This is a genomic window from Citrobacter sp. HN-141 (assembly GCF_033341895.1).
Lineage (GTDB): Bacteria > Pseudomonadota > Gammaproteobacteria > Enterobacterales > Enterobacteriaceae > Citrobacter.
Genome location: NZ_JAWPBF010000002.1, coordinates 256,385 through 277,456, shown reverse-complemented (window position 1 = coordinate 277,456; position 21,072 = coordinate 256,385). Strand labels below are relative to the sequence as shown.

Annotated in this window: 22 protein-coding genes and 1 other RNA gene; 10 read left to right on the top strand and 13 right to left on the bottom strand. The window is 52.0% G+C overall.

Going from position 1 to position 21,072, the window contains the following annotated elements:
• Positions 1 to 115: 115 nt before the first annotated feature.
• On the bottom strand, positions 116 to 766 hold the full coding sequence (gene acrR, locus RYZ59_RS04235) for a multidrug efflux transporter transcriptional repressor AcrR (protein ID WP_318044784.1): 651 nt from the start codon (positions 764 to 766) through the stop codon (positions 116 to 118).
• A 141-nt stretch (positions 767 to 907) separates the two neighbouring features.
• On the opposite strand from acrR, the gene acrA reads away from it, so the two are divergent.
• The 6 genes from acrA (at position 908) to RYZ59_RS04205 (ending at position 7,709) form a co-directional block, all read left to right on the top strand.
• Entirely contained in the window at positions 908 to 2,101 is a 1,194-nt protein-coding gene (acrA, locus tag RYZ59_RS04230; protein WP_048212410.1) for a multidrug efflux RND transporter periplasmic adaptor subunit AcrA, read from the top strand.
• Between the two features lie 22 nt (positions 2,102 to 2,123).
• Entirely contained in the window at positions 2,124 to 5,273 is a 3,150-nt protein-coding gene (gene acrB, locus RYZ59_RS04225; RefSeq protein ID WP_137384610.1) for an efflux RND transporter permease AcrB, read from the top strand.
• Between the two features lie 488 nt (positions 5,274 to 5,761).
• Positions 5,762 to 6,136, top strand: a complete 375-nt coding sequence (gene tomB, locus RYZ59_RS04220; protein ID WP_003021733.1) for an Hha toxicity modulator TomB — start codon at positions 5,762 to 5,764, stop codon at positions 6,134 to 6,136.
• Between the two features lie 27 nt (positions 6,137 to 6,163).
• Positions 6,164 to 6,382 carry an HHA domain-containing protein gene (locus RYZ59_RS04215; RefSeq protein WP_002892050.1) on the top strand — a complete coding sequence of 73 codons (219 nt, stop codon included), beginning with the start codon at positions 6,164 to 6,166 and terminating at the stop codon, positions 6,380 to 6,382.
• A gap of 188 nt (positions 6,383 to 6,570) precedes the next feature.
• A complete protein-coding gene (maa, locus tag RYZ59_RS04210) occupies positions 6,571 to 7,122 on the top strand; it encodes a maltose O-acetyltransferase (RefSeq protein ID WP_318044790.1) in 552 nt (183 codons plus the stop codon).
• Between the two features lie 116 nt (positions 7,123 to 7,238).
• Positions 7,239 to 7,709: a YlaC family protein gene (locus RYZ59_RS04205; RefSeq protein WP_318044793.1), complete on the top strand. Its 471-nt coding sequence runs from the start codon at positions 7,239 to 7,241 to the stop codon at positions 7,707 to 7,709.
• Between the two features lie 77 nt (positions 7,710 to 7,786).
• Here RYZ59_RS04205 and ykgO read toward each other — a convergent pair whose 3' ends face one another.
• Together ykgO and RYZ59_RS04195 are read right to left on the bottom strand one after the other, a co-directional pair.
• Positions 7,787 to 7,927, bottom strand: a complete 141-nt coding sequence (ykgO, locus tag RYZ59_RS04200) for a type B 50S ribosomal protein L36 (protein ID WP_005125190.1) — start codon at positions 7,925 to 7,927, stop codon at positions 7,787 to 7,789.
• 1 nt (position 7,928) lies between these two features.
• Positions 7,929 to 8,189, bottom strand: coding sequence for a type B 50S ribosomal protein L31 (locus RYZ59_RS04195; protein ID WP_202039288.1), 261 nt, complete (start codon positions 8,187 to 8,189; stop codon positions 7,929 to 7,931).
• A gap of 188 nt (positions 8,190 to 8,377) precedes the next feature.
• On the opposite strand from RYZ59_RS04195, the gene RYZ59_RS04190 reads away from it, so the two are divergent.
• Complete coding sequence (locus RYZ59_RS04190; RefSeq protein WP_318044796.1) at positions 8,378 to 9,931, top strand: EAL domain-containing protein; 1,554 nt, start codon at positions 8,378 to 8,380, stop codon at positions 9,929 to 9,931.
• A gap of 54 nt (positions 9,932 to 9,985) precedes the next feature.
• On the opposite strand, the gene RYZ59_RS04185 is transcribed toward RYZ59_RS04190, so the two are convergent.
• Both RYZ59_RS04185 and RYZ59_RS04180 read right to left on the bottom strand, forming a co-directional pair.
• A complete protein-coding gene (locus RYZ59_RS04185; RefSeq protein ID WP_061067436.1) occupies positions 9,986 to 10,339 on the bottom strand; it encodes a DUF1428 domain-containing protein in 354 nt (117 codons plus the stop codon).
• A gap of 82 nt (positions 10,340 to 10,421) precedes the next feature.
• Positions 10,422 to 11,033: a hypothetical protein gene (locus tag RYZ59_RS04180; protein WP_318044801.1), complete on the bottom strand. Its 612-nt coding sequence runs from the start codon at positions 11,031 to 11,033 to the stop codon at positions 10,422 to 10,424.
• 86 nt (positions 11,034 to 11,119) lie between these two features.
• Between RYZ59_RS04180 and RYZ59_RS04175 the strand changes: the two genes are divergently transcribed.
• Positions 11,120 to 12,547: a PLP-dependent aminotransferase family protein gene (locus RYZ59_RS04175; RefSeq protein ID WP_318044802.1), complete on the top strand. Its 1,428-nt coding sequence runs from the start codon at positions 11,120 to 11,122 to the stop codon at positions 12,545 to 12,547.
• Between the two features lie 59 nt (positions 12,548 to 12,606).
• Here the strand turns inward: RYZ59_RS04175 and RYZ59_RS04170 are convergent, their stop codons facing one another.
• The 3 genes from RYZ59_RS04170 to ffs all read right to left on the bottom strand — a co-directional run bounded on the left by RYZ59_RS04170 (position 12,607) and on the right by ffs (position 13,368).
• Positions 12,607 to 12,825, bottom strand: a complete 219-nt coding sequence (locus RYZ59_RS04170) for a hypothetical protein (RefSeq protein WP_005125184.1) — start codon at positions 12,823 to 12,825, stop codon at positions 12,607 to 12,609.
• Complete coding sequence (locus RYZ59_RS04165; RefSeq protein ID WP_048212417.1) at positions 12,822 to 13,073, bottom strand: hypothetical protein; 252 nt, start codon at positions 13,071 to 13,073, stop codon at positions 12,822 to 12,824. Before RYZ59_RS04165 ends, RYZ59_RS04170 begins: the two co-directional genes overlap by 4 nt.
• Positions 13,074 to 13,271: 198 nt before the next feature.
• An RNA gene (ffs, locus tag RYZ59_RS04160) (signal recognition particle sRNA small type) lies at positions 13,272 to 13,368 on the bottom strand.
• Positions 13,369 to 13,530: 162 nt separating this feature from the next.
• On the opposite strand from ffs, the gene RYZ59_RS04155 reads away from it, so the two are divergent.
• Positions 13,531 to 13,842 carry an MGMT family protein gene (locus tag RYZ59_RS04155; protein WP_318044805.1) on the top strand — a complete coding sequence of 104 codons (312 nt, stop codon included), beginning with the start codon at positions 13,531 to 13,533 and terminating at the stop codon, positions 13,840 to 13,842.
• Positions 13,843 to 13,876: 34 nt separating this feature from the next.
• Here RYZ59_RS04155 and RYZ59_RS04150 read toward each other — a convergent pair whose 3' ends face one another.
• Positions 13,877 to 14,446 carry a YbaY family lipoprotein gene (locus RYZ59_RS04150; protein WP_202039293.1) on the bottom strand — a complete coding sequence of 190 codons (570 nt, stop codon included), beginning with the start codon at positions 14,444 to 14,446 and terminating at the stop codon, positions 13,877 to 13,879.
• A 212-nt stretch (positions 14,447 to 14,658) separates the two neighbouring features.
• Here RYZ59_RS04150 and tesB point away from each other — a divergent pair, with 212 nt between their 5' ends.
• Entirely contained in the window at positions 14,659 to 15,519 is an 861-nt protein-coding gene (gene tesB, locus RYZ59_RS04145; protein WP_137384618.1) for an acyl-CoA thioesterase II, read from the top strand.
• 73 nt (positions 15,520 to 15,592) lie between these two features.
• Here the strand turns inward: tesB and amtB are convergent, their stop codons facing one another.
• The 4 genes from amtB to RYZ59_RS04125 all read right to left on the bottom strand — a co-directional run bounded on the left by amtB (position 15,593) and on the right by RYZ59_RS04125 (position 21,049).
• Positions 15,593 to 16,879 carry an ammonium transporter AmtB gene (amtB, locus tag RYZ59_RS04140; RefSeq protein WP_115600833.1) on the bottom strand — a complete coding sequence of 429 codons (1,287 nt, stop codon included), beginning with the start codon at positions 16,877 to 16,879 and terminating at the stop codon, positions 15,593 to 15,595.
• Between the two features lie 31 nt (positions 16,880 to 16,910).
• On the bottom strand, positions 16,911 to 17,249 hold the full coding sequence (glnK, locus tag RYZ59_RS04135; protein WP_137384619.1) for a P-II family nitrogen regulator: 339 nt from the start codon (positions 17,247 to 17,249) through the stop codon (positions 16,911 to 16,913).
• A gap of 256 nt (positions 17,250 to 17,505) precedes the next feature.
• Entirely contained in the window at positions 17,506 to 19,284 is a 1,779-nt protein-coding gene (locus RYZ59_RS04130) for a SmdB family multidrug efflux ABC transporter permease/ATP-binding protein (protein ID WP_202039294.1), read from the bottom strand.
• Positions 19,277 to 21,049 (bottom strand): SmdA family multidrug ABC transporter permease/ATP-binding protein, encoded by a 1,773-nt coding sequence (locus tag RYZ59_RS04125; RefSeq protein WP_318044817.1) that lies wholly within the window; start codon positions 21,047 to 21,049, stop codon positions 19,277 to 19,279. Before RYZ59_RS04125 ends, RYZ59_RS04130 begins: the two co-directional genes overlap by 8 nt.
• Between the last annotated feature and the right edge of the window lie 23 nt (positions 21,050 to 21,072).

Here is a 21,072-nt window from a genome sequence, read left to right as displayed (position 1 = left end):
TTCTGAACCGGAAAAGTGACCGAAAATAGTCAAGCGGCAAGAATATCACGGCTGTGACGGACAGAATAGCAGGAGGGAAACCCTCCAGGAGAATTCCTGGTATTAGGTCCGAAAGTTAGCTCGCCTCTGCGACCTTCACACGCAGTGTCGGACAAAGCAGACACATCTCCAGTAGCACCGCAACGTATTCGCGCGCCTCTTTTCGCAAATCAAACGATTCGGGCGCAAATAACCAGTTCTCAATGATCCCGGAGATATAACTCCGCAGTAGCACTGCCACACGGCGCGTATTCAGATTCTCCGGCAACATGTTTGCAGCCATACAGTGTCGCAGCGTTTGTTCGATTCGATCATAGTTTTCAAGACACAGGCTGCGTTGAACCAGTTGAACTGTTGCTATTTCCCCGACAAATTCGCATTTGTGGAATATAATCTCCATCAATAAACGTCGGCGTTCTTCAGTCACAGTCGCTTCAAGAACGTAAACTAATATTTCTCTTAATACTGATAGTGGATCGTCGGGGAATTTTGCCTGATACTCAGTTTCTAACTCATCAATGTTAGGTTTTGCTAGCTCCCAGATTTCACTGAATAAATCCGACTTGTTTTTGAAATGCCAATAGATAGCACCGCGAGTTACACCAGCGGCTTTTGCGATCTCCGCAAGCGAGGTGGATGATACCCCTTGCTGCGAAAACAAACGCAGGGCAACATCCAGAATGTGCTGCCGTGTTTCCTGTGCTTGTTGTTTGGTTTTTCGTGCCATATGTCAGTGAATTTACAGGCGTTAGATTTACATACATTTGTGAATGTATGTACCATAGCACGACGATAATATAAACGCAGCAATGGGTTTATGGGCTTTAAGCCATTGATCAATTTGAAATCGGACACTCGAGGTTTACATATGAACAAAAACAGAGGGTTAACGCCTCTGGCAGTCGTTCTGATGCTCTCAGGCAGCTTAGCGCTAACAGGATGTGACGACAAACAGGCCCAACAAGGGGGCCAGCAGATGCCAGAAGTTGGAGTTGTGACGCTCAAAACTGAACCTCTACAGATCACAACTGAACTCCCAGGTCGCACCAGTGCTTTTCGCATTGCGGAAGTTCGCCCTCAGGTCAGCGGTATTATCCTGAAGCGTAACTTTACCGAAGGCGGCGACATTGAAGCGGGTGTGTCTCTCTATCAGATTGATCCTGCTACTTACCAGGCCGCGTACGAAAGTGCAAAAGGCGATCTGGCCAAAGCACAAGCAGCGGCAAATATCGCTCAACTGACGGTTAAACGTTATCAGAAACTGTTAGGTACGAAGTACATCAGTCAACAGGACTACGATAGCGCGCAGGCAGATGCACAACAGGCGAACGCTGCTGTTGTCGCTGCGAAAGCCGCGGTAGAAACCGCACGTATCAATCTGGCCTATACCAAAGTCACGTCGCCAATCAGCGGCCGCATTGGTAAATCATCCGTTACGGAAGGCGCACTGGTGCAAAACGGTCAGGCGACCGCACTGGCGACCGTTCAGCAGTTGGATCCCATCTATGTCGATGTGACGCAGTCAAGTAACGATTTCCTGCGCCTGAAACAAGAGTTGGCCAATGGCACGCTGAAACAAGAGAACGGTAAAGCGAAAGTCGAACTGGTGACCAGCGACGGTATTAAATTCCCGCAGTCCGGTACGCTGGAGTTTTCGGATGTGACGGTTGATCAAACCACTGGGTCAATTACGTTACGCGCAATCTTCCCGAACCCGGATCACACCTTACTGCCGGGCATGTTCGTCCGTGCGCGTCTGGAAGAAGGGACAAACCCAACGGCGTTACTGGTTCCACAGCAAGGCGTTACCCGTACACCGCGTGGCGATGCCAGTGCATTGGTTATCGGTGCTGATGACAAAGTTGAAACGCGTCAAATTGTGGCAGCACAAGCAATTGGCGACAAATGGTTAGTCACTGAAGGACTTAAGCCGGGCGACCGTGTGATTGTAAGTGGGCTGCAGAAAGTTCGTCCTGGCGCTCAGGTTAAAGCGCAGGAAGTCACCGCGGATAATAACCAGCCAGCCGCAAGCGGTAGCCAGCCTGAACAGTCCAAGTCTTAACTTAAACAGGAGCCGTTAAGACATGCCTAATTTCTTTATCGATCGCCCCATATTTGCGTGGGTGATCGCCATTATCATCATGTTGGCAGGGGGGCTCGCGATCCTCAAATTGCCGGTAGCGCAATATCCTACTATTGCACCTCCGGCAGTGACGATCTCCGCGACCTACCCTGGCGCTGATGCCAAAACAGTACAGGATACTGTTACGCAGGTTATCGAACAGAATATGAACGGTATCGATAACCTGATGTACATGTCCTCAAACAGTGACTCCACGGGTACCGTGCAGATCACCTTAACCTTCCAGTCCGGTACTGATGCAGATATCGCGCAGGTACAGGTGCAGAACAAACTGCAACTGGCCATGCCGTTGCTGCCTCAGGAAGTACAGCAGCAAGGGGTTAGCGTTGAGAAGTCATCCAGCAGCTTCCTGATGGTTGTTGGTGTTATCAACACCGATGGAACCATGACGCAGGAAGATATCTCGGATTACGTCGCCGCTAACATGAAAGACACCATCAGCCGTACTTCAGGCGTCGGTGACGTGCAGCTGTTCGGTTCACAGTACGCGATGCGTATCTGGATGGACCCAACCGAACTGAACAAATACCAGCTTACGCCGGTAGATGTGATTTCCGCGATTAAAGCACAGAACGCCCAGGTTGCAGCCGGCCAGCTTGGTGGTACGCCACCCGTGAAAGGCCAGCAACTGAACGCCTCTATCATTGCTCAGACGCGTCTGACCTCCACCGACGAATTCGGCAAAATTCTGCTGAAAGTGAACCAGGATGGCTCCCAGGTTCGTCTGCGCGATGTAGCGAAGATTGAACTGGGTGGTGAAAACTACGACATCATTGCGAAGTTCAACGGCAAGCCTGCGTCTGGTCTGGGTATCAAACTGGCTACCGGTGCGAACGCCCTGGATACCGCAGCGGCTATCCGTGCTGAACTGGTGAAGATGGAACCGTTCTTCCCATCAGGCCTGAAAATTGTTTATCCGTATGACACAACACCGTTCGTGAAAATCTCTATTCACGAAGTTGTGAAGACGCTGGCGGAAGCAATCATCCTCGTGTTCCTGGTTATGTATCTGTTCCTGCAGAACTTCCGTGCGACGTTGATTCCGACCATCGCCGTCCCGGTCGTCTTATTGGGTACTTTTGCTGTGCTGGCGATTTTCGGCTTCTCGATAAACACGCTAACGATGTTCGGGATGGTGCTCGCCATCGGCCTGTTGGTGGATGATGCCATCGTGGTGGTCGAGAACGTTGAACGTGTCATGGCCGAAGAAGGGCTACCACCGAAAGAAGCAACGCGTAAATCAATGGGCCAGATTCAGGGCGCATTGGTGGGTATCGCGATGGTACTGTCAGCGGTATTTATCCCAATGGCCTTCTTCGGGGGGTCTACCGGTGCGATTTACCGTCAGTTCTCCATCACCATTGTTTCCGCAATGGCGTTGTCTGTGCTGGTGGCGTTGATTCTGACCCCTGCCCTGTGTGCAACCATGCTTAAACCGATTGCTAAAGGCGATCATGGCGAAGGCAAAACGGGTTTCTTCGGTTGGTTCAACCGCATGTTCGATAAGAGCACGCACCACTACACCGATAGCGTAGGCGGTATTCTGCGCAGCACCGGTCGTTACCTGGCGCTGTATCTGATCATCGTCGTCGGCATGGCCTATCTGTTTGTGCGCCTGCCAAGCTCCTTCCTGCCAGATGAAGACCAGGGTGTATTCCTGACCATGGCTCAGCTGCCAGCGGGTGCAACGCAAGAGCGTACCCAGAAAGTGCTGGATGAAGTGACGGATTACTACCTGACCAAAGAAAAAGCGAACGTTGAATCGGTATTTGCGGTTAACGGCTTCGGCTTTGCTGGTCGTGGTCAGAACACCGGTATCGCATTCGTCTCTCTGAAAGACTGGAGTGAACGTCCAGGTGAAGAGAACAAGGTAGAAGCGATTACTCAGCGTGCGATGGGGGCGTTCTCGCAGATTAAAGACGCCATGGTATTCGCCTTTAACCTGCCAGCAATCGTAGAACTGGGCACCGCGACGGGATTCGACTTCCAGTTGATTGACCAGGCCGGTCTGGGCCATGAAAAATTGACTCAGGCGCGTAACCAACTGTTTGGTGAAGTCGCGAAACATCCTGATCTATTGGTGGGCGTACGTCCTAACGGTCTGGAAGATACTCCGCAATTCAAGATCGATATCGATCAGGAAAAAGCGCAGGCTCTGGGTGTTTCCATTAGTGACATTAATACAACACTGGGCGCAGCATGGGGCGGAAGCTACGTGAACGACTTCATCGACCGTGGTCGTGTGAAGAAAGTTTACGTCATGTCTGAAGCCAAATACCGTATGTTGCCGGAAGATATTGGAAACTGGTATGTCCGCGGTAGCGATGGACAAATGGTGCCGTTCTCTGCGTTCTCTTCCTCACGTTGGGAATATGGTTCACCGCGTCTGGAACGCTACAATGGTCTGCCATCCATGGAAATCCTGGGCCAGGCCGCACCGGGTAAAAGTACCGGTGAAGCGATGGCAATGATGGAGCAACTGGCCAGCAAACTGCCATCCGGTATTGGCTATGACTGGACGGGCATGTCCTACCAGGAACGACTGTCCGGTAACCAGGCTCCTGCCCTGTATGCGATTTCACTGATCGTCGTCTTCCTGTGCCTGGCGGCATTGTACGAGAGCTGGTCAATTCCGTTCTCCGTTATGCTGGTCGTCCCACTGGGGGTTATCGGTGCGCTGCTGGCGGCAACGTTCCGCGGTTTGACCAACGACGTTTACTTCCAGGTGGGCCTGCTCACAACCATTGGGTTGTCGGCGAAGAACGCGATATTGATCGTCGAATTCGCCAAAGACTTGATGGATAAAGAAGGTAAAGGCCTGGTAGAAGCGACGCTGGACGCGGTTCGTATGCGTTTACGTCCGATTCTGATGACATCGTTAGCCTTTATCCTCGGCGTAATGCCGCTGGTTATCAGCTCCGGTGCTGGTAGTGGCGCGCAGAACGCCGTCGGTACTGGCGTAATGGGCGGGATGGTCACAGCAACCGTATTGGCTATCTTCTTTGTTCCGGTGTTCTTTGTGGTGGTCCGCCGCCGCTTTAGCCGCAAGAACGAAGATGTTGAACATAGCCACTCAGTTGAGCATCATTGATACATTCCTAAAGATAAGGCCGCGCAAGCGGCCTTTTTTCTGGAAAAAAATCATAAAAAGCGCTTATTGCGATTTCGTTTATTTTCTCTGGTTTAAATAAGCGATATAATCCTTATGAGCTTAGAGGCTATTCTTAAAAAACGTCACGAACCCTTATTTACCTAAATAAACATTAAGACTATTCCTGGTTTTCGTTCACAGAGTCGGTTGTCACCTTTCGTTGCTAAACCTAAACAAGATAACGTGATGATTGGCCGAGAATAACGAAGTTGTTCCATTTCGAATACCGGCATTCATCTGTTAAAATGTAAAAATGGGACTGCATCATAATTTTACATAATTGTAATTTTTCGTGATATGACGATGAAATCTTTTTTAGAGTAGATTATAGTTAAATCATCAGGAGTCGCGGGCAAGTTCCAGGTCGTTTGTTGTATCCATCCCGAAAGGTGTTCGGTTAGTCTAAACCACTAAGAAGGGGATGCGTTATGGATGAATACTCACCGAAAAGACATGATATCGCGCAGCTTAAATTTCTCTGTGAAACCCTGTATCATGACTGTCTTGCAAACCTTGAACAAAGCAACCATGGTTGGGTAAATGACCCTACCTCTGCAACCAGCTTGCAGCTCAATGAACTGATAGAGCATATTGCAACCTTCGCACTTAATTATAAAATTAAGTACAATGAGGACAATAAGCTGATCGCGCAGATTGATGAATACCTGGATGACACTTTTATGTTGTTCAGTAGTTATGGTATTAATACGCAGGATCTGCAGAAATGGCGGAAGTCAGGTAATCGACTGTTTCGCTGTTTTGTCAATGCAACCAGGGCTAATCCTGTCAGTTTGTCTTGTTAAAAATTATTACAATCATAGGTAAGAGTTATGTCCGATAAACCATTAACTAAAACAGATTATTTGATGCGCCTGCGACGCTGTCAAACAATTGACACGCTTGAACGTGTTATTGAGAAAAATAAATATGAATTATCTGACAATGAACTGGCTGTATTTTACTCAGCCGCCGATCATCGTCTTGCTGAATTGACCATGAATAAGCTCTACGACAAGATCCCAACATCTGTTTGGAAATTTATTCGTTAATTGCTCATGAGGTTAAGTCAGGTATCGCGAAACATTTGTTTGTCTGACTGACCATTTCCCGTACCAACAACCATTATTTAATTCAAATCACGTGATTGCGATCACAGCGAGAAAACGGGAACGTTCCCCTTCCCTGCATTGCGTTTTACTGTACTGTGACTGCCTACCAGTAAACGGGAAAGTTCGTAATGAGTGAAGAGAAGAAAAAGATGATCGCCGGCGAATTGTATCGCCCGGCAGATGAAACGTTGCGCAACGACCGTCTCCGCGCACGTCAACTCGTCCACCGATACAATGCCACCGCACCCGATGCGCAGAGTGAACGTCAGGCTATCTTGCGCGATCTGTTGGGTCAAAGCGAAGACGCTTACATTGAGCCCTCTTTTCGTTGCGACTACGGGTATAACATTTATCTCGGCAAAGCGTTTTACGCCAACTTCGACTGCGTCATGCTTGATGTCTGCCCAATCCACATCGGTGATAACTGTATGCTGGCACCGGGAGTCCATATCTATACGGCAACTCATCCACTGGACGCTAACGAACGCAACAGTGGGGTTGAACTAGGGAAACCTGTAACTATCGGGAATAATGTCTGGATCGGAGGGCGAGCAGTCATTAATCCGGGTGTAACACTGGGCGACAACGTGGTTGTGGCGTCAGGTGCAGTGGTGACTAAAAGCGTTCCGGCAAACACCGTCGTCGGAGGCAATCCGGCACGGATCATCAAAACACTGTGATCTGATATGTAACTGTTATGCTAAATTGTGGTTAATCTGTTACTTTTCTCAGACAGTATCCCCTTTTAAAATGGGCCGATCCCTCCTGACTATTGCAGATTTCACGAAGGCAAGAGATGACAGAAATACAACGCCTGCTTACCGAAACCATCGACGACTTAAATATTCGCGAAAAGCGCGACAACAAACCGCGCTTTAGCATCAGCTTTATTCGTAAACATCCAGGGCTATTTATCGGCATGTATGTTGCGTTTTTTGCCACGCTGGCGGTAATGCTGCAATCAGAAACGCTGGTCGATTCGGTATGGCTGTTGGTTGTACTGTTCGCCTTACTCAATGCCTTTTTCTTTTTTGATGTTGCGCCGCGTTACCGCTTTGAAGACATTGACGTACTGGATTTCAGAGTCTGCTATAACGGTGAATGGTACAACACGCGCTTTGTGCCCCCCTCGCTCATCGACACTATCCTGCACTCTCCCCACGTCGACAGTGAGCATAAGGCCCAACTGCAAAAAATGATAACGCGGAAAGGCGAACTGTCATTTTATGATGTCTTCACACTCACCCGCGCGCAGGCCAGTCAGTAATCACGCCCTGCCACAAACAAAAAAAGTGCGTCCCCCGAGGGGAACGCACTTCAGTCCCTGTAATGCTGGCAAAGTGACTAACGTCTTTTTTTACGGCCCTGTACCGCTTTAAACCGCGGATTCGTTTTGCAGATGACGTACAAACGCCCTTTGCGTTTGACTATCTGGCAGTCAGGGTGCCGCTGTTTGGCGCTGCGAAGTGAATTGAGTACCTGCATCTTAACCTCGCTTAGTGCCAATAAAGTGGCCGAAACGTTTCTGGAAACGCGCCGCGCTGCCTTCGTTATCGAAGGTTTTTTGTTTACCGGTGTAGTACGGATGTGACTTAGACGAGATATCAAGCGTTACGTACGGGTAGATTTGTCCCTCGAACTCAATCTCTCGTTCGGTTTTGATCGTCGAACCGACCTTAAAGTATTCATTGGCACTGGTATCGTGAAACACCACTGGGCGATAAAAAGGATGGATATCCGGTTTCATGGTAACCTCAATTTGTTACGTTATAACATATCCATCAAAATACACCACTCCCGTACAGATCTCAACCTGATTTATGCTATGGGTAATTTATCGGAGTGATAAATGGCCTTAAATATATGATGCCAATCGAATTGCTTTTTTAGCTTTCGGATATACTTTCTCTACGCTGTGTTAATAAGGATATCACTGTGACAACACGACATCTGATTGGCCTGGTAGCGGGAATACTGGTTCTGTCTATCCTCGTACCGGTGTGTTTAAGCCTGTGGCTGGCACATCGTCAGGTCGAAACGAAATTTATAGATGAGCTTGATTCATTTTCCAGCCGGGTCGCTTTGCGTACGGAACGCGTTGGCGAGCAGGCCAAAAAAGCGCTACGCAAAATAGAAGCCTTCCAGGGGGTGCCCTGCTCAGAGGAACATTTGCTGGAAATGCGCCGGTTGTCCTACAGCTACCGTTATATTCAGGAAGTGATGTACCTCAAAGACAATGTTCCACAATGTTCCTCCCTTGAGAAAAGGAGCCAGGCTGCTGCGTTTCCGCCGCCAATGAAAATGACACCTGATGGCTATCGCGCCTGGTTAACCTCGCAAAACGACCTCGGAATACAACGTTTTATGGCGGCGCTTGGCAGCGAACATTATGTGGTGATGATCGATCCGGGATCGTTCATTGATGTTATCCCATTTGGTTCATGGCCTATCGAAGTCGCCATTGTGGGTACAGTAAGCAACGTCGTGGTGGCCAGTAGTGCCGATCTCCCCTTGGACGTGTTGCATCAACTGCGAAAAGACAGTTCTATCAGCCATTTTCAAAAAGAGGGCAGTATTTATAATTCTCGCCCTTTCCCCGAACTGGGTATCACGATCGTCAGCTGGGCGTCGACATTACCTTTGCAAAAATCCTGGCACCGACAGGCGCTTATCTGGCTCCCGGCAGGGATTATTATTGGCCTGCTCACCGCCTTCTTTATTCTGCGTATTTTGCGCCGCTTGCAGTCCCCCCATCACCAATTGCAAGACGCCATTCAGAACCGGGCTATCAAGGTCCATTACCAGCCCATTATTTCGCTCAAAACGGGAAAGGTCGTGGGTGCAGAAGCACTGGCCCGCTGGCGACAAGCTGACGGTAGCTATCTCTCACCCGATATTTTTATCCCCCTGGCCGAAGAGACCGGCCTGACAGAACCTCTCACACATTTGATTATTGAAAACGTCTTCGAGGATCTGGGTAAATGGCTGCATCAACATCCTCAACAGCATATATCCTTCAACCTTGAGTCGGCCGATTTGAAGTCCGAAACGCTTCCGGCACTGTTAAGCCGCATGGTTAACCACTGGCAACTAAAACCCGCACAAATTGCCCTGGAACTGACTGAGCGTGAATTTGCCGACCCGAAAAACAGCGCACCGTCTATCGCCAAATACCGCCAGGCTGGCCACCCTATTTATATTGATGATTTTGGTACAGGCTATTCCAGCCTGAGTTATTTGCAGGATCTGGATGTGGACATCCTGAAGATAGACAAATCGTTTGTTGATGCGCTGGAATACAATAACGTCACGCCACATATTATCGAGATAGCCAAAACGCTGAAGCTGGAAATGGTGGCAGAAGGCATCGAGACCGAGAACCAGGAAAGCTGGCTACGTCAGCATGGCGTACAGTATGGTCAAGGCTGGCTGTACAGCAAAGCACTGCCAAAGGCGGAATTTATTCTGTGGGCGGAAAAACGGCTCTAACATGGCACTGGCGTGTATTGAGATGGCTGGCGGCACGCCGCACAGCCAGTCACGTCACTCTTCCATAATGGGCGAGAATCCACCGTAGATCATTCGCTTGCCATCAAATGGCATAGATTCACCAAACTCCTTCATACGGGGATCGGACATCATCTTCTGGTTCGCCGCATCGCGGACTTCTTTGGAAGGGTATTCAATCCAGCTGAATACCACTTCCTCATGATCCTGCGCTTTGACCGCCATACGAAAATCGGTCAACTTCCCGTCGGGAACATCATCAGCCCAACACTCCACAACGCGCAGCGCGCCGAATTCCTTGAAAAGCGGTGCAGCCTTTGCCGCCATCGCGATATATGCCTCCTTGTTTTCGGCAGGAACGGCAACAACAAAACCATCAACATACTTCATCAGATAAACCTCCGAAGTGTACTGCGCGGCAAGCCGATTCCGGCCGCGTCAGTCGAGGTTAAGTTTAGTCGTCAGCAGGCAATCACGCCGTAGGCTCATTCCGAACACGAATACGTGACTGCGGCTGATGACGAAACCACGGCAGGCAAATCTGAATTAACGGTCCAATAGCTAACGCATACAGTACCGTTCCAACACCCACGGTTCCGCCAAGAAGCCAACCGCTGAGCAAAACCGACACCTCGATTGCGGTCCGGATAGTCCGTACAGGCCAACCAGTACGCGCATGAATACCGGTCATCAAGCCGTCACGCGGGCCCGCTCCAAAACCGGCACCGATGTACAGACTGGTCGCTAGCGCATTCAAGATAACCGCCGCCACCAGCAGTCCACTGCGCGTCAGTAGCGATTCAAATCCTGGGATCACCGCCAGCGCAGCATCTGCCGCCAAACCAATCATAATGACATTGCTGAGAGTGCCAAATCCGGGGCGCTGGCGCAGTGGTATCCATGCCAGCAGGACCAGTACCCCCACGGCGATGATCACCAGGCCGATATTCATCGATAATAGATTTGCCACGCCCAGATGAAATACGTTCCACGGGTCAGCCCCTAAATCTGCACGTACAAACATCGCCGTCGAAACGCCGTACAGCGCCAGTCCGACATACAGCTGAAGTAAACGACGCAGCATAATGTTCTCCTCCCCTCTCAGATAGCTTTCATCTTCACCGCAATTGGCACTATGATTAATGTCCAGTTTTCAAAAAGTGGACTGCTATGTCATCTCGCCGTTATGGAAGCCAGTCCCTGCAGCGCCTGCTTGGGCACTGGCAGGAGACCCCCTCGCGTACACCTATCTGGCGACAGTTGGCAGAGGCACTGCGCCTGCTGATCCTGGATGGTCGACTGGCGCTGGATACCCGCTTACCCGGCGAACGCGAGCTGGCCGCCGTGCTTGAAGTCAGTCGCACGACGATTGCCAGCGCAATGGCGCAACTGCGGGAAGAAGGGTATCTGGAAAGCCGCCATGGAAGTGGTTCACGCGTGATCCTGCCGGAACATATCCGCCATGTTCCGACGCGAACCGGCACCAGCACCGCGCTGGATTTGTCCACAGCGGCGCTCAGCGCCGGGCCCGAAATTCATCATGCATACCAGCAAGCCCTGCTCGCGATGCCACAGCATTTGCTAAGTTCAGGGTATTTACCCCAGGGATTACCAACGCTGCGCGAATCTATTGCCCGGCATTATTGCGAACGCGGATTACCCACACAGCCGGATGAAATAATGGTGGTGAATGGCGCAGTCAGCGGCCTGGCGCTGATCCTGCGTTTGCTCACGGGTCCCGGCGATCGTGTGTTGGTCGATCATCCTACCTATCCGCTCGCCATAGCAGCCATTCAGGGTGCATCCTGCCGCCCCGTTGGCGTGTCGCTGCCAGAACACGGTTGGGATACATCGGGCCTTGTTGCCACTATTGCGCAAACCGCGCCGAGAATGGCCTATCTGATGCCAGATTTTCACAATCCTACCGGACGTTGTATGGATACGGCGACGCGCCAGGCTATCGCCGATATCTCCGCCAGAACCCGCACGACACTGGTGGTGGACGAAACCATGGTCAATCTGTGGTATGACGCCCCGCCACCGCCACCGCTGGCGGCATTCCATGATGACGCGCCCATCATCATGCTGGGGTCTGCGGGGAAAAGTTTTTGGGGAGGTCTGCGTCTGGGATGGATTCGGGCTTCGTCGCGTACCATTGCCGCGCTGGTACAGACTCGCGACACATTTGATTTAGGATCACCAGTGCTTGAACAGCTTGCCACGGGTTGGTTGCTGGACAATGCGGCCGATTTTCTTCCCGGCAGACGGCAATTGCTCACCACCCGGCGCGATCTGTGCCATAACCTGATGAAGACACATTTCCCGGAGTGGCAGTTTACTCAACCGCAGGGGGGACTCTCTTTCTGGGTTGAATTACCCGATACGCTGGCGACGTTGTTTGCCACCCGCGCCGAAAGTGCAGGTATTCAGTTAGGTACCGGGACGCGCTTCGGCCTGGATGGCGCCTTCGATCGCTTCTTACGCATGCCCTTCGCACTGCCCGATGACACAATGCGCGCGGCCTTCCGGACGTTGCAACCCATTTGGGACAACCTGCGTTTACAGGCAAGTCACGGGAAAATGCGCAAAATAATATGAGCGACGAGTCACAGGACTCGTCCTTGAATGGCGTGATGGGCGAGGATGTCCCGGCAATATTACCGCTGGGGAGGAACCGGGAACCCCTTCAGGGAAATCACAAAATTCTCGCCGTCTTTCTTAATTTTCGCCCCGGCATCGCACCAGTCAGAAGCAATACGGAAAAATTCATCGCTACCGACATTCCAGCTCAGACGAACATGTTTCACGTAACCGGAACGGAGCAATTCACAGGCTTCGCCATAATTACAGGCGGTTGAGAGCGGTTGTTGTTTCATTTTTTCTTCTTCAGTAATCTGCGCAGCGCTTTGATTTCTTTAGGAGTCAGTGCTTCAACCACGGATTCTTCCGTATGCTGGCTATCAATATCGTCAGCGGAGACTCCCGCCTCTTCAATGGCGGAAAACGCGATAAGCAGCAATTTTTCCGTCGAGATACTTAGGTTCTCATTATTCACTTCAGCGTAATGACGCAGCTTTTCTTTTAGCGCCTCATCAATTTTGACATTCAATACTGCGGTCGACATCGTAGAAAATCCTTGTGGTCAGCCAAAACACACCGGATGTAAGACCCTGTCGTTACAGCGCGATGGCAGCGGCAAAAGCATCAAATAACATCCCCGAAACACATTGACAGCATTTGATGACAATAAAATGACAATACGATGACAAAGAAAAGAAGATGAGAAGAACCGAGATTGCCGAACGGCAGAATTGGGTGGGGGCCCTGCCAGCTACATCCCGGCACACACGTCATCTGCCCTGGCTGCTTCCTTCCGGACCTGACCTGGTGAACAGAGTAGCGTTGCGGGAGAACCAACAGAGCCCCCATTGAGAACGTTGTTAACCAACGCACAGGCGCATTATCACTGCTGCACCCTGTAATTGCAACCCATCCCGCATCGGATGCTGTTTTCTTGTGCAATGAAGCTTCACTACCTCGTCATTCGGGATTATGCTGGGGGATTAGCGCAGGAATAAACGATGGATATACAAGACTCTTTCCCTCAACGCGTCTGGCAAATCGTTACCTCAATCCCCGAAGGATTCGTCACCACCTATGGCGATGTCGCCAGGCTTGCTGGCTCACCGCGCGCTGCACGCCAGGTGGGAGGTGTACTTAAGCGGCTGCCCGAAGGTAGCACCCTGCCCTGGTATCGAGTGGTTAATCGTCACGGAATGATTTCACTGACAGGGCCTGACCTGCAACGACAACGTCAGGCATTGCTGGCGGAAGGTATTGTGGTTTCAGGGAGTGGACAAATCGATTTACAGCGCTATCGCTGGGTGTACTAACCCCCTCCAGATGGAGAGGGTTAGAATAATGCCCTTAGTACTGTGTCGGGGCAGGAACTGCGGAAGACGGATTCACCTGCGTGGGTGACGTTGACGGTACCGTTGTCGCGGCGCCGCCGCTCGGCTGTACTGGAACGGCCGTCTGCTGAACCGGGACCAGGGTCAGGTCGGCTTTAGTCCCCCCCTGATTGATCACCGTCTGGACGGTATCAGTAATAAAGACCAGTTTATCATTCACCGTAATCGCCGCACTCAGCAGAATACGGGCGTTCGGCTGAATATCTGCCGGGTTAAACGGGAGCACGAAGCTGAATGGTGCTTGTTTACCCTCGGTACGTACAACTTTTTGCGACAGCACTTTTGACGGCGCATCGGCAAGCGATGCATCTGACAGTGTGACGGTCAGCACAGCATCCGGCGGTAAGGCCACTTTCTGGCGGATCCATACCGTACCAGACACATTCGGCTGTTGAATTTTTGACTGTGTGTCAGCAATTGACGTATTAGGACTTGGCGCAGGTGTTTGAATATCTGCACTTTTACCAGCACAAGCCGCCAGAGCGACCGCAACCGCTAAACCACTTACCATGTGCACGAGTTTCATTAAATTCTCCTTCTCATCTATGCACCAGCGAGAACTTTCCTCGCCAGAAGAGTGGTTAACAAAAACATAACATGACTAAGTGTGGCACAAATTAGCAATTTCTGCTTGTAATAGGCCTGTAATTCAGACAATTGCACCCATCGGACCACTTTTAAAATTGCGTTATACTCTGCCTACCTCGCTGCGAGAACGCTATTACCTGGAGAGCACGTATGAGTCTGGCACTGAAAAATTTGCTGACATTGTTAAATCTGGAAAAAATTGAAGAAGGACTCTTTCGGGGCCAAAGTGAAGACTTAGGGTTACGTCAGGTTTTTGGTGGACAAGTTGTCGGTCAGGCGTTGTACGCCGCGAAAGAGACCGTGCCGGAAGAGCGTCTGGTGCATTCCTTCCACAGCTACTTTTTACGTCCGGGCGATAGCCAAAAGCCCATCATCTATGATGTCGAAGTGCTGCGCGATGGTAACAGCTTCAGCGCCCGCCGCGTTGCCGCGATCCAGAATGGGAAACCCATTTTTTATATGACTGCCTCTTTCCAGGCACCAGAAGATGGGTTTGAGCATCAAAAAGAGATGCCGGCCGCGCCTGGCCCTGAAGAGCTTAAATCAGAAACTGAGATCGCCCGTTCGGTCGCACACCTGCTGCCGCCGCTGTTGAAAGAAAAATTTATCAACGACCGCCCGCTGGAAGTCCGTCCGGTGGAATTTCATAATCCGTTAAAAGGTCACGTTGCCGACCCGACTCGCCAGGTGTGGATCCGCGCGAACGGCACGCTGCAGGACGATCTTCGCGTACATCAGTATCTGCTGGGTTACGCCTCGGATCTGAACTTCCTGCCCGTTGCTTTACAACCGTATGGCATTGGTTTTCTGGAAAAAGGGATTCAGATCGCTACGATCGACCATTCTATGTGGTTCCATCGTCCTTTTAATATCAATGAGTGGTTGTTGTACAACGTAGAAAGTACATCGGCCTCCGGTGCCCGAGGGTTTGTACGCGGGGAGTTTTATACCCAGGACGGCGTGCTGGTCGCCTCTACCGTGCAGGAAGGGGTCATGCGTAATCGCAATTGATGTCTTATCCGGCCTACAGACTACATCGTCGTAGGCCGGATAAGCGTTTAACGCCATCCGGCAGATTGAAACATCAGGCGTTGTAGGCGTTTTCGCCGTGGCTGTTCACATCCAACCCTTCGCGCTCCTGCTCTTCCGGTACGCGCAGACCTACCGTCATGTCCGCCAGCTTATAGCCAATGAAGGCTACGACACCGGACCAGACAATGGTGATCGCCACGCTTTCCAGTTGCACCAGCAGCTGATGCCCCATGGTAACGCCTTCGGCAAAGCCCACTCCGCCTAAAGAGCTGGCGGCGAATACGCCAGTCAGGATACAGCCGACAATGCCACACACGCCGTGAACACCGAAGACATCACACGGGTCATCAACGCGCAGAAAGCGCTTCAGCATCGTCACTCCCCACAGCCCCGCCAAACCGGCAACCACGCCGATGATCAACGCCCCACCAACACCGATGTAACCACAGGCAGGCGTCACACCAACCAGACCCGCAATGGCACCAGAACAGGCTCCCAGCAATGATGGTTTTCCACGCAGCGCCCATTCACCGAAGATCCAGCCGAGAATAGCGGCCGCGGTAGCAACAACGGTGTTCACGAAGGCCAGTGCGGCAATTTCATTCGCCATACCCGCGGAGCCCGCGTTAAAGCCGAACCAACCGATATAGAGAATAGCCGTACCGGTAAAGACCATTGGCAGGTTATGCGGCTTAAACGCTTCTTTGCCAAAACCGACGCGTTTACCAATCAGATAAGCCCCAACCAGGCCGGCAATCGCAGCGTTGATATGGACTACCGTGCCGCCAGCAAAATCCAGCGCACCGTGCGTAGCCAGCAAACCACCGCCCCAGACCATGTGTGCAATAGGGATGTAGGACAGCGTCAGCCACACCACCACAAAAATCAGCACCGCTGAGAAGCGAATACGTTCAGCCAGCGCCCCGACAATCAGCCCAACGGTGATACAGGCGAATGACCCCTGAAAAGCAACGTGGATGTACTGGTAGAAGCTCCCCGTCACCGCCGTCAGTGCAATATTCTTCAGCATGACCCAGTTGAAGTTGCCGAAGAAATTATTCCCTTCGCCAAAAGCCAGCGAGTAGCCATAAACCACCCACAAAATACAGACCAGAGCGAATGTCACCGTAACCTGGGTCAGCATTGACAGCACGTTCTTACCGCGAATCAAACCGCCGTAGAACAGCGCAATGCCAGGGATTGTCATAAACAGCACCAGCGCGGTACAGATCATCATAAAAGCGTTATCGGCTTTATCCGCGACCGCCGGTGCCGCCATCGCCAGTCCCGGCAGCAGCGCCAGTGATGCAATACCCGTTTTCATCGTTGCTATCTTCATTTTTTGGTTTCCTATCACTGTGTGCCAGACGTTACAGTGCGGCTTCGTCGGCTTCGCCGGTACGAATACGAATCACACGTTGCAGCTCGGCGACAAAAATTTTGCCATCGCCAATTTTTCCGGTGTAGGCGGCCTTACTGATGACATCAATTACGCCATCCAGTTGGTCATCAGCAATTGCCACATCAATCTTCACTTTGGGTAAGAAGTTGACGCTGTATTCCGCTCCCCGGTACAACTCAGCATGACCTTTTTGTCGGCCAAACCCCTTCACTTCGGTGACGGTCAGCCCCTGAATACCCATAGACGACAATGCTTCACGGACGTCTTCCAGTTTGAACGGTTTGATTACCACGGTAACCAGCTTCATAGATCCCCTCCAGTCAGAATTCAGTAGTGGCTGCAGATACACATGCTGAACATTGCAAGGGGTGTGCCAGGAATGAAAAACGCGGGATGATTCAGCCGCACGGGGTACGGCGAGGATAGAAAAAGAAAAAACGCACTATAACGGTGCATAGTGCGTTACATTTTTGCACCAGATTGTTGATTTCCGGATGGCGGCGAAAACGCTTCTTCAGGCCTACGAAACCACACTGGCTGTGGGCCTGATAAACGCAGCGCCATCAGGCAATTGCCGAATCTTCGTTTACGCTAGCCGCCAGCTCTTCACCCGCCAACTGTAGCTGGTACATTTGCCAGTAGCGGCCCTGTGCGGCAAGCAGTTGCTGGTGCGTGCCGCGCTCAACGGCCTGCCCCCGGTGCAGCACCAGAATGGTATCCGCATCGACAATCGTCGATAACCGATGCGCAATCACCACCAGCGTGGTGTGCTCACGCACCGCCGCCAACGCCTGCTGAATAGCCTGTTCAGTACCGGAATCAATACTGGCCGTGGCTTCATCAAGGATCAGCACCTGCGGCGTTTCAACCAATACCCGCGCCAGCGCCAGCAGCTGTTTCTGCCCAACGGAGAGATTATTGCCCTGCTCGCCCAATCGGGTATGAATACCGTCACTCAGCCCGCGCGCCAGCTCCGCCAGTTGCACGGTCTCCAGCGCCTGCCATACCCGCTCTTCTGAGATATCGCGGCCCAGCGTGACGTTGGCCAGGAAGGTATCCGCCATCACCACCGGATCTTGCTGCACCATCGCAACGCCCTGGCGTAACACACTGTGGCTCAATGAAGACAGCGGTCGCCCGTCCAGACGAATTTCACCCTGCGTCAACGGGTAGTACCCCATCAGCAGGCTGGCCAGCGTACTTTTGCCGCTACCGGTGTGTCCGACCAACGCCACAAAGCTGCGCGAAGGCACGGACAGACTGATGTTTTGCAGCACCAAATTGTTGTCGCGATAGGCAAATGAAACGTTATCCACCTCAATATCTCCGCTTTTGAGCGGTCGATCATCTTCACCGTAGCGCTGACGAGGCCCATCCATCAGCTCGAATACCCTCTCACCGGCGACAACCGCTTGCTGCAGCATGGATTGCTGGGTGGTCAGCTCGATCAACGGCTCGTTCAAACGCCCCAGATAGCTGATAAACGCATACAGCACCCCAACCTCAATGGACGTGCCGGAGGTAAAGCTAAACAGCATCAGCAAACCACAGAGGATTAGGGCAGAAAACAGGCTGAGTAACGGGCGCAACAAAAAGCCATCCAGTCGCAGCGTTTGCATGCGCGCCATATAGTGCGAACGGCTGGCTTCGCCCATTCGCTCACCAAAACGCGCCTGCTGGCGGAACTGCTGGATAACGCTCATACCGTTGATGACTTCGTTAAAGCCATCGTTAATATCCGCCAGATAGGCGCGAACGCGACGCACAATGGGGGTACTATAGCGCTGATAAATCACCATCACCACCAGCACCGCCGGGAAAATAGCCATCGCCACCAGCGCCATCCGCCACTCGAGGCTGAACATCGCGACCAGCATGGCACCGATTAAGGCGGCGCTGCGCAGTACCGTCGCGACCACCGTCACGTACAGGTCGCGGATCACTTCGGTGTCATTGGTCACCCGGGAGATAAGCTGTCCGACTGGCTGGGTGTCAAACTCACTTAACGGCTGGCGCAGCGCAGCGTCCATCACATCGGTACGTAGCTGTTGCACCACACCGACGGCTGCCTGGTTAAACAACAGCGACTGCGCGTAATGCAGGCCCGCCGCCAACAGTTGCAGACCGACATATGCCGCCACCAGCCCGGCGACCATCGCCAACGGCAGATTGTTCTTCGCTACCATGTTATCGATAAAATAGCTGATGAGCAGCGGACCACTCACCTCCGCCGCTGCCGCTACCCACAGCATGACAACCGCGATAGACAGCTGTTTTCGCCACGGCGAGCCGTACGCCAGCAGCCTTTTCAGGGTCGGCCATAATTGCCCAAAACTACGCATTAGCCGCCTCCTCGTCGATCGTCGGCGCATCAGATAATGCCGCTTCCAGTTGCTGATAACGGTACATATCACGATACCAGTCAGGTTGTTGCGCCAGCGCATCGTGTTCGCCACGCTGAGCAATATGTCCGTGCTGCATCACGATAATTTCATTGGCTTCTGTCAGCGCAGATAAACGGTGAGCGCTGATTATCACGGTTCTGCCTTCTCCCCACTGGCGCAGGTTATGCAGGATTTGATGTTCAGTACGACCATCCACCGCCGATAACGCATCGTCAAGAACCAGGATTTCAGCATTCAGCAGCAGCGCACGAGCAATAGAAATACGCTGTTTTTGTCCACCGGACAGCATCACGCCGCGTTCACCCACTTCGGTGTCATACCCCTGAGGAAGACGTAAAATATCCTCATGCACGCTGGCCAGACGTGCAACATGTTCAATTTCATCCTGTGTGGCCTGCGGGCGTCCAAGCGCAATGTTGTTGGCGACCGTATCCGAGAACAAGAAAGGTGTCTGGCTGACCACTGCCAGGCGGCTACGCCAGCTATCAAGCTGCAAGCGCGTTAACGGAATATCATGAAAACGCACATCGCCTTGAGTGATATCGAAGTGGCGCTGGAGCAGCGATAGTACGGTACTTTTCCCTGCCCCAGTTGGGCCACAAATGCCCAGCATCTGCCCAGGCTTAAGCTGGAAATTCACATTCTCCAGCACCGGATGAGCCGTTTGCGGGTAGCGAAATTCGCGAATGGCCACCACTAACTCGCCACGTCCTTCCGGTACGGGTTCTGTCCCATCATCCACCACGGGGGCTTCAGCCAGCATCGTGCGAATACGGCTATACGCGGCGCTGCCTCGCTCAACAATGTTAAACATCCATGCCAGTGCCAGCATCGGCCAAATCATCAGACCGAGATACATCATAAAGCTGGTAAGCTGACCGAGCGTCAGAGAGCCGTGCACCACCATCCAGCTTCCCCCGGCGATAGCCAGCAGGTTAGCCATACCAATGGCGATATAAATCGTGGGGTCAAAACGGGCGTCAATGCGGGCGACCCGCAAGTTTTTCTTGCCGGTATCTTTAGCATCTGCGGCAAATAGCGCCGACTGTCGGTCTTCCAGACCAAAAGCCTTAATCATACGGATACTGGTCAGACTTTCCTGAGTACGATCGTTAAGGCTGGAGAACGCTGCTTGCGCAACCTTAAAGCGGTTATGCAGTCGATCGCCGTAACGCTTGATCATTATCGCCATCACCGGCATTGGGAGTAGTGCGATCAGCGTCAGCTCCCAGCTGATTTGCGTAGACATCACGATCAACACCGCGCACCCCATGACCAGTGAGTCCACCAGCGTCAATACGCCTTCGCCAGCCGCAAACACCACTCGATCAACATCGTTAGTTGCACGCGCCATCAGATCGCCAGTGCGATGACGCAGATAAAATTCAGGGTGCTGGCGGCTCAACTGGCGGTAATAGTCTTCGCGCAGTTCAACTGCCAGTTGGTAGGATGCGCCGAACAGCAGTACGCGCCAGACATAGCGTAACAAATAGACCACCACCGCAATCAGGGCAATCGTGCCGACCCACATCAGCAGTCGCTCGGTGGTGAAGCGCTGTGTCGTCACGCCGTCCACGATGATACCGACCACTTTTGGCGGAATAAGCTGAAGAATAGCGATGATGATAAGCAAGGCCACCGCCCCGAGGTAGCGACGCCACTCCCGGCGGAAGTACCAGCTTAATTGAGCAAATAATCGCACGCGTTATGTCCTGACAAGATTTC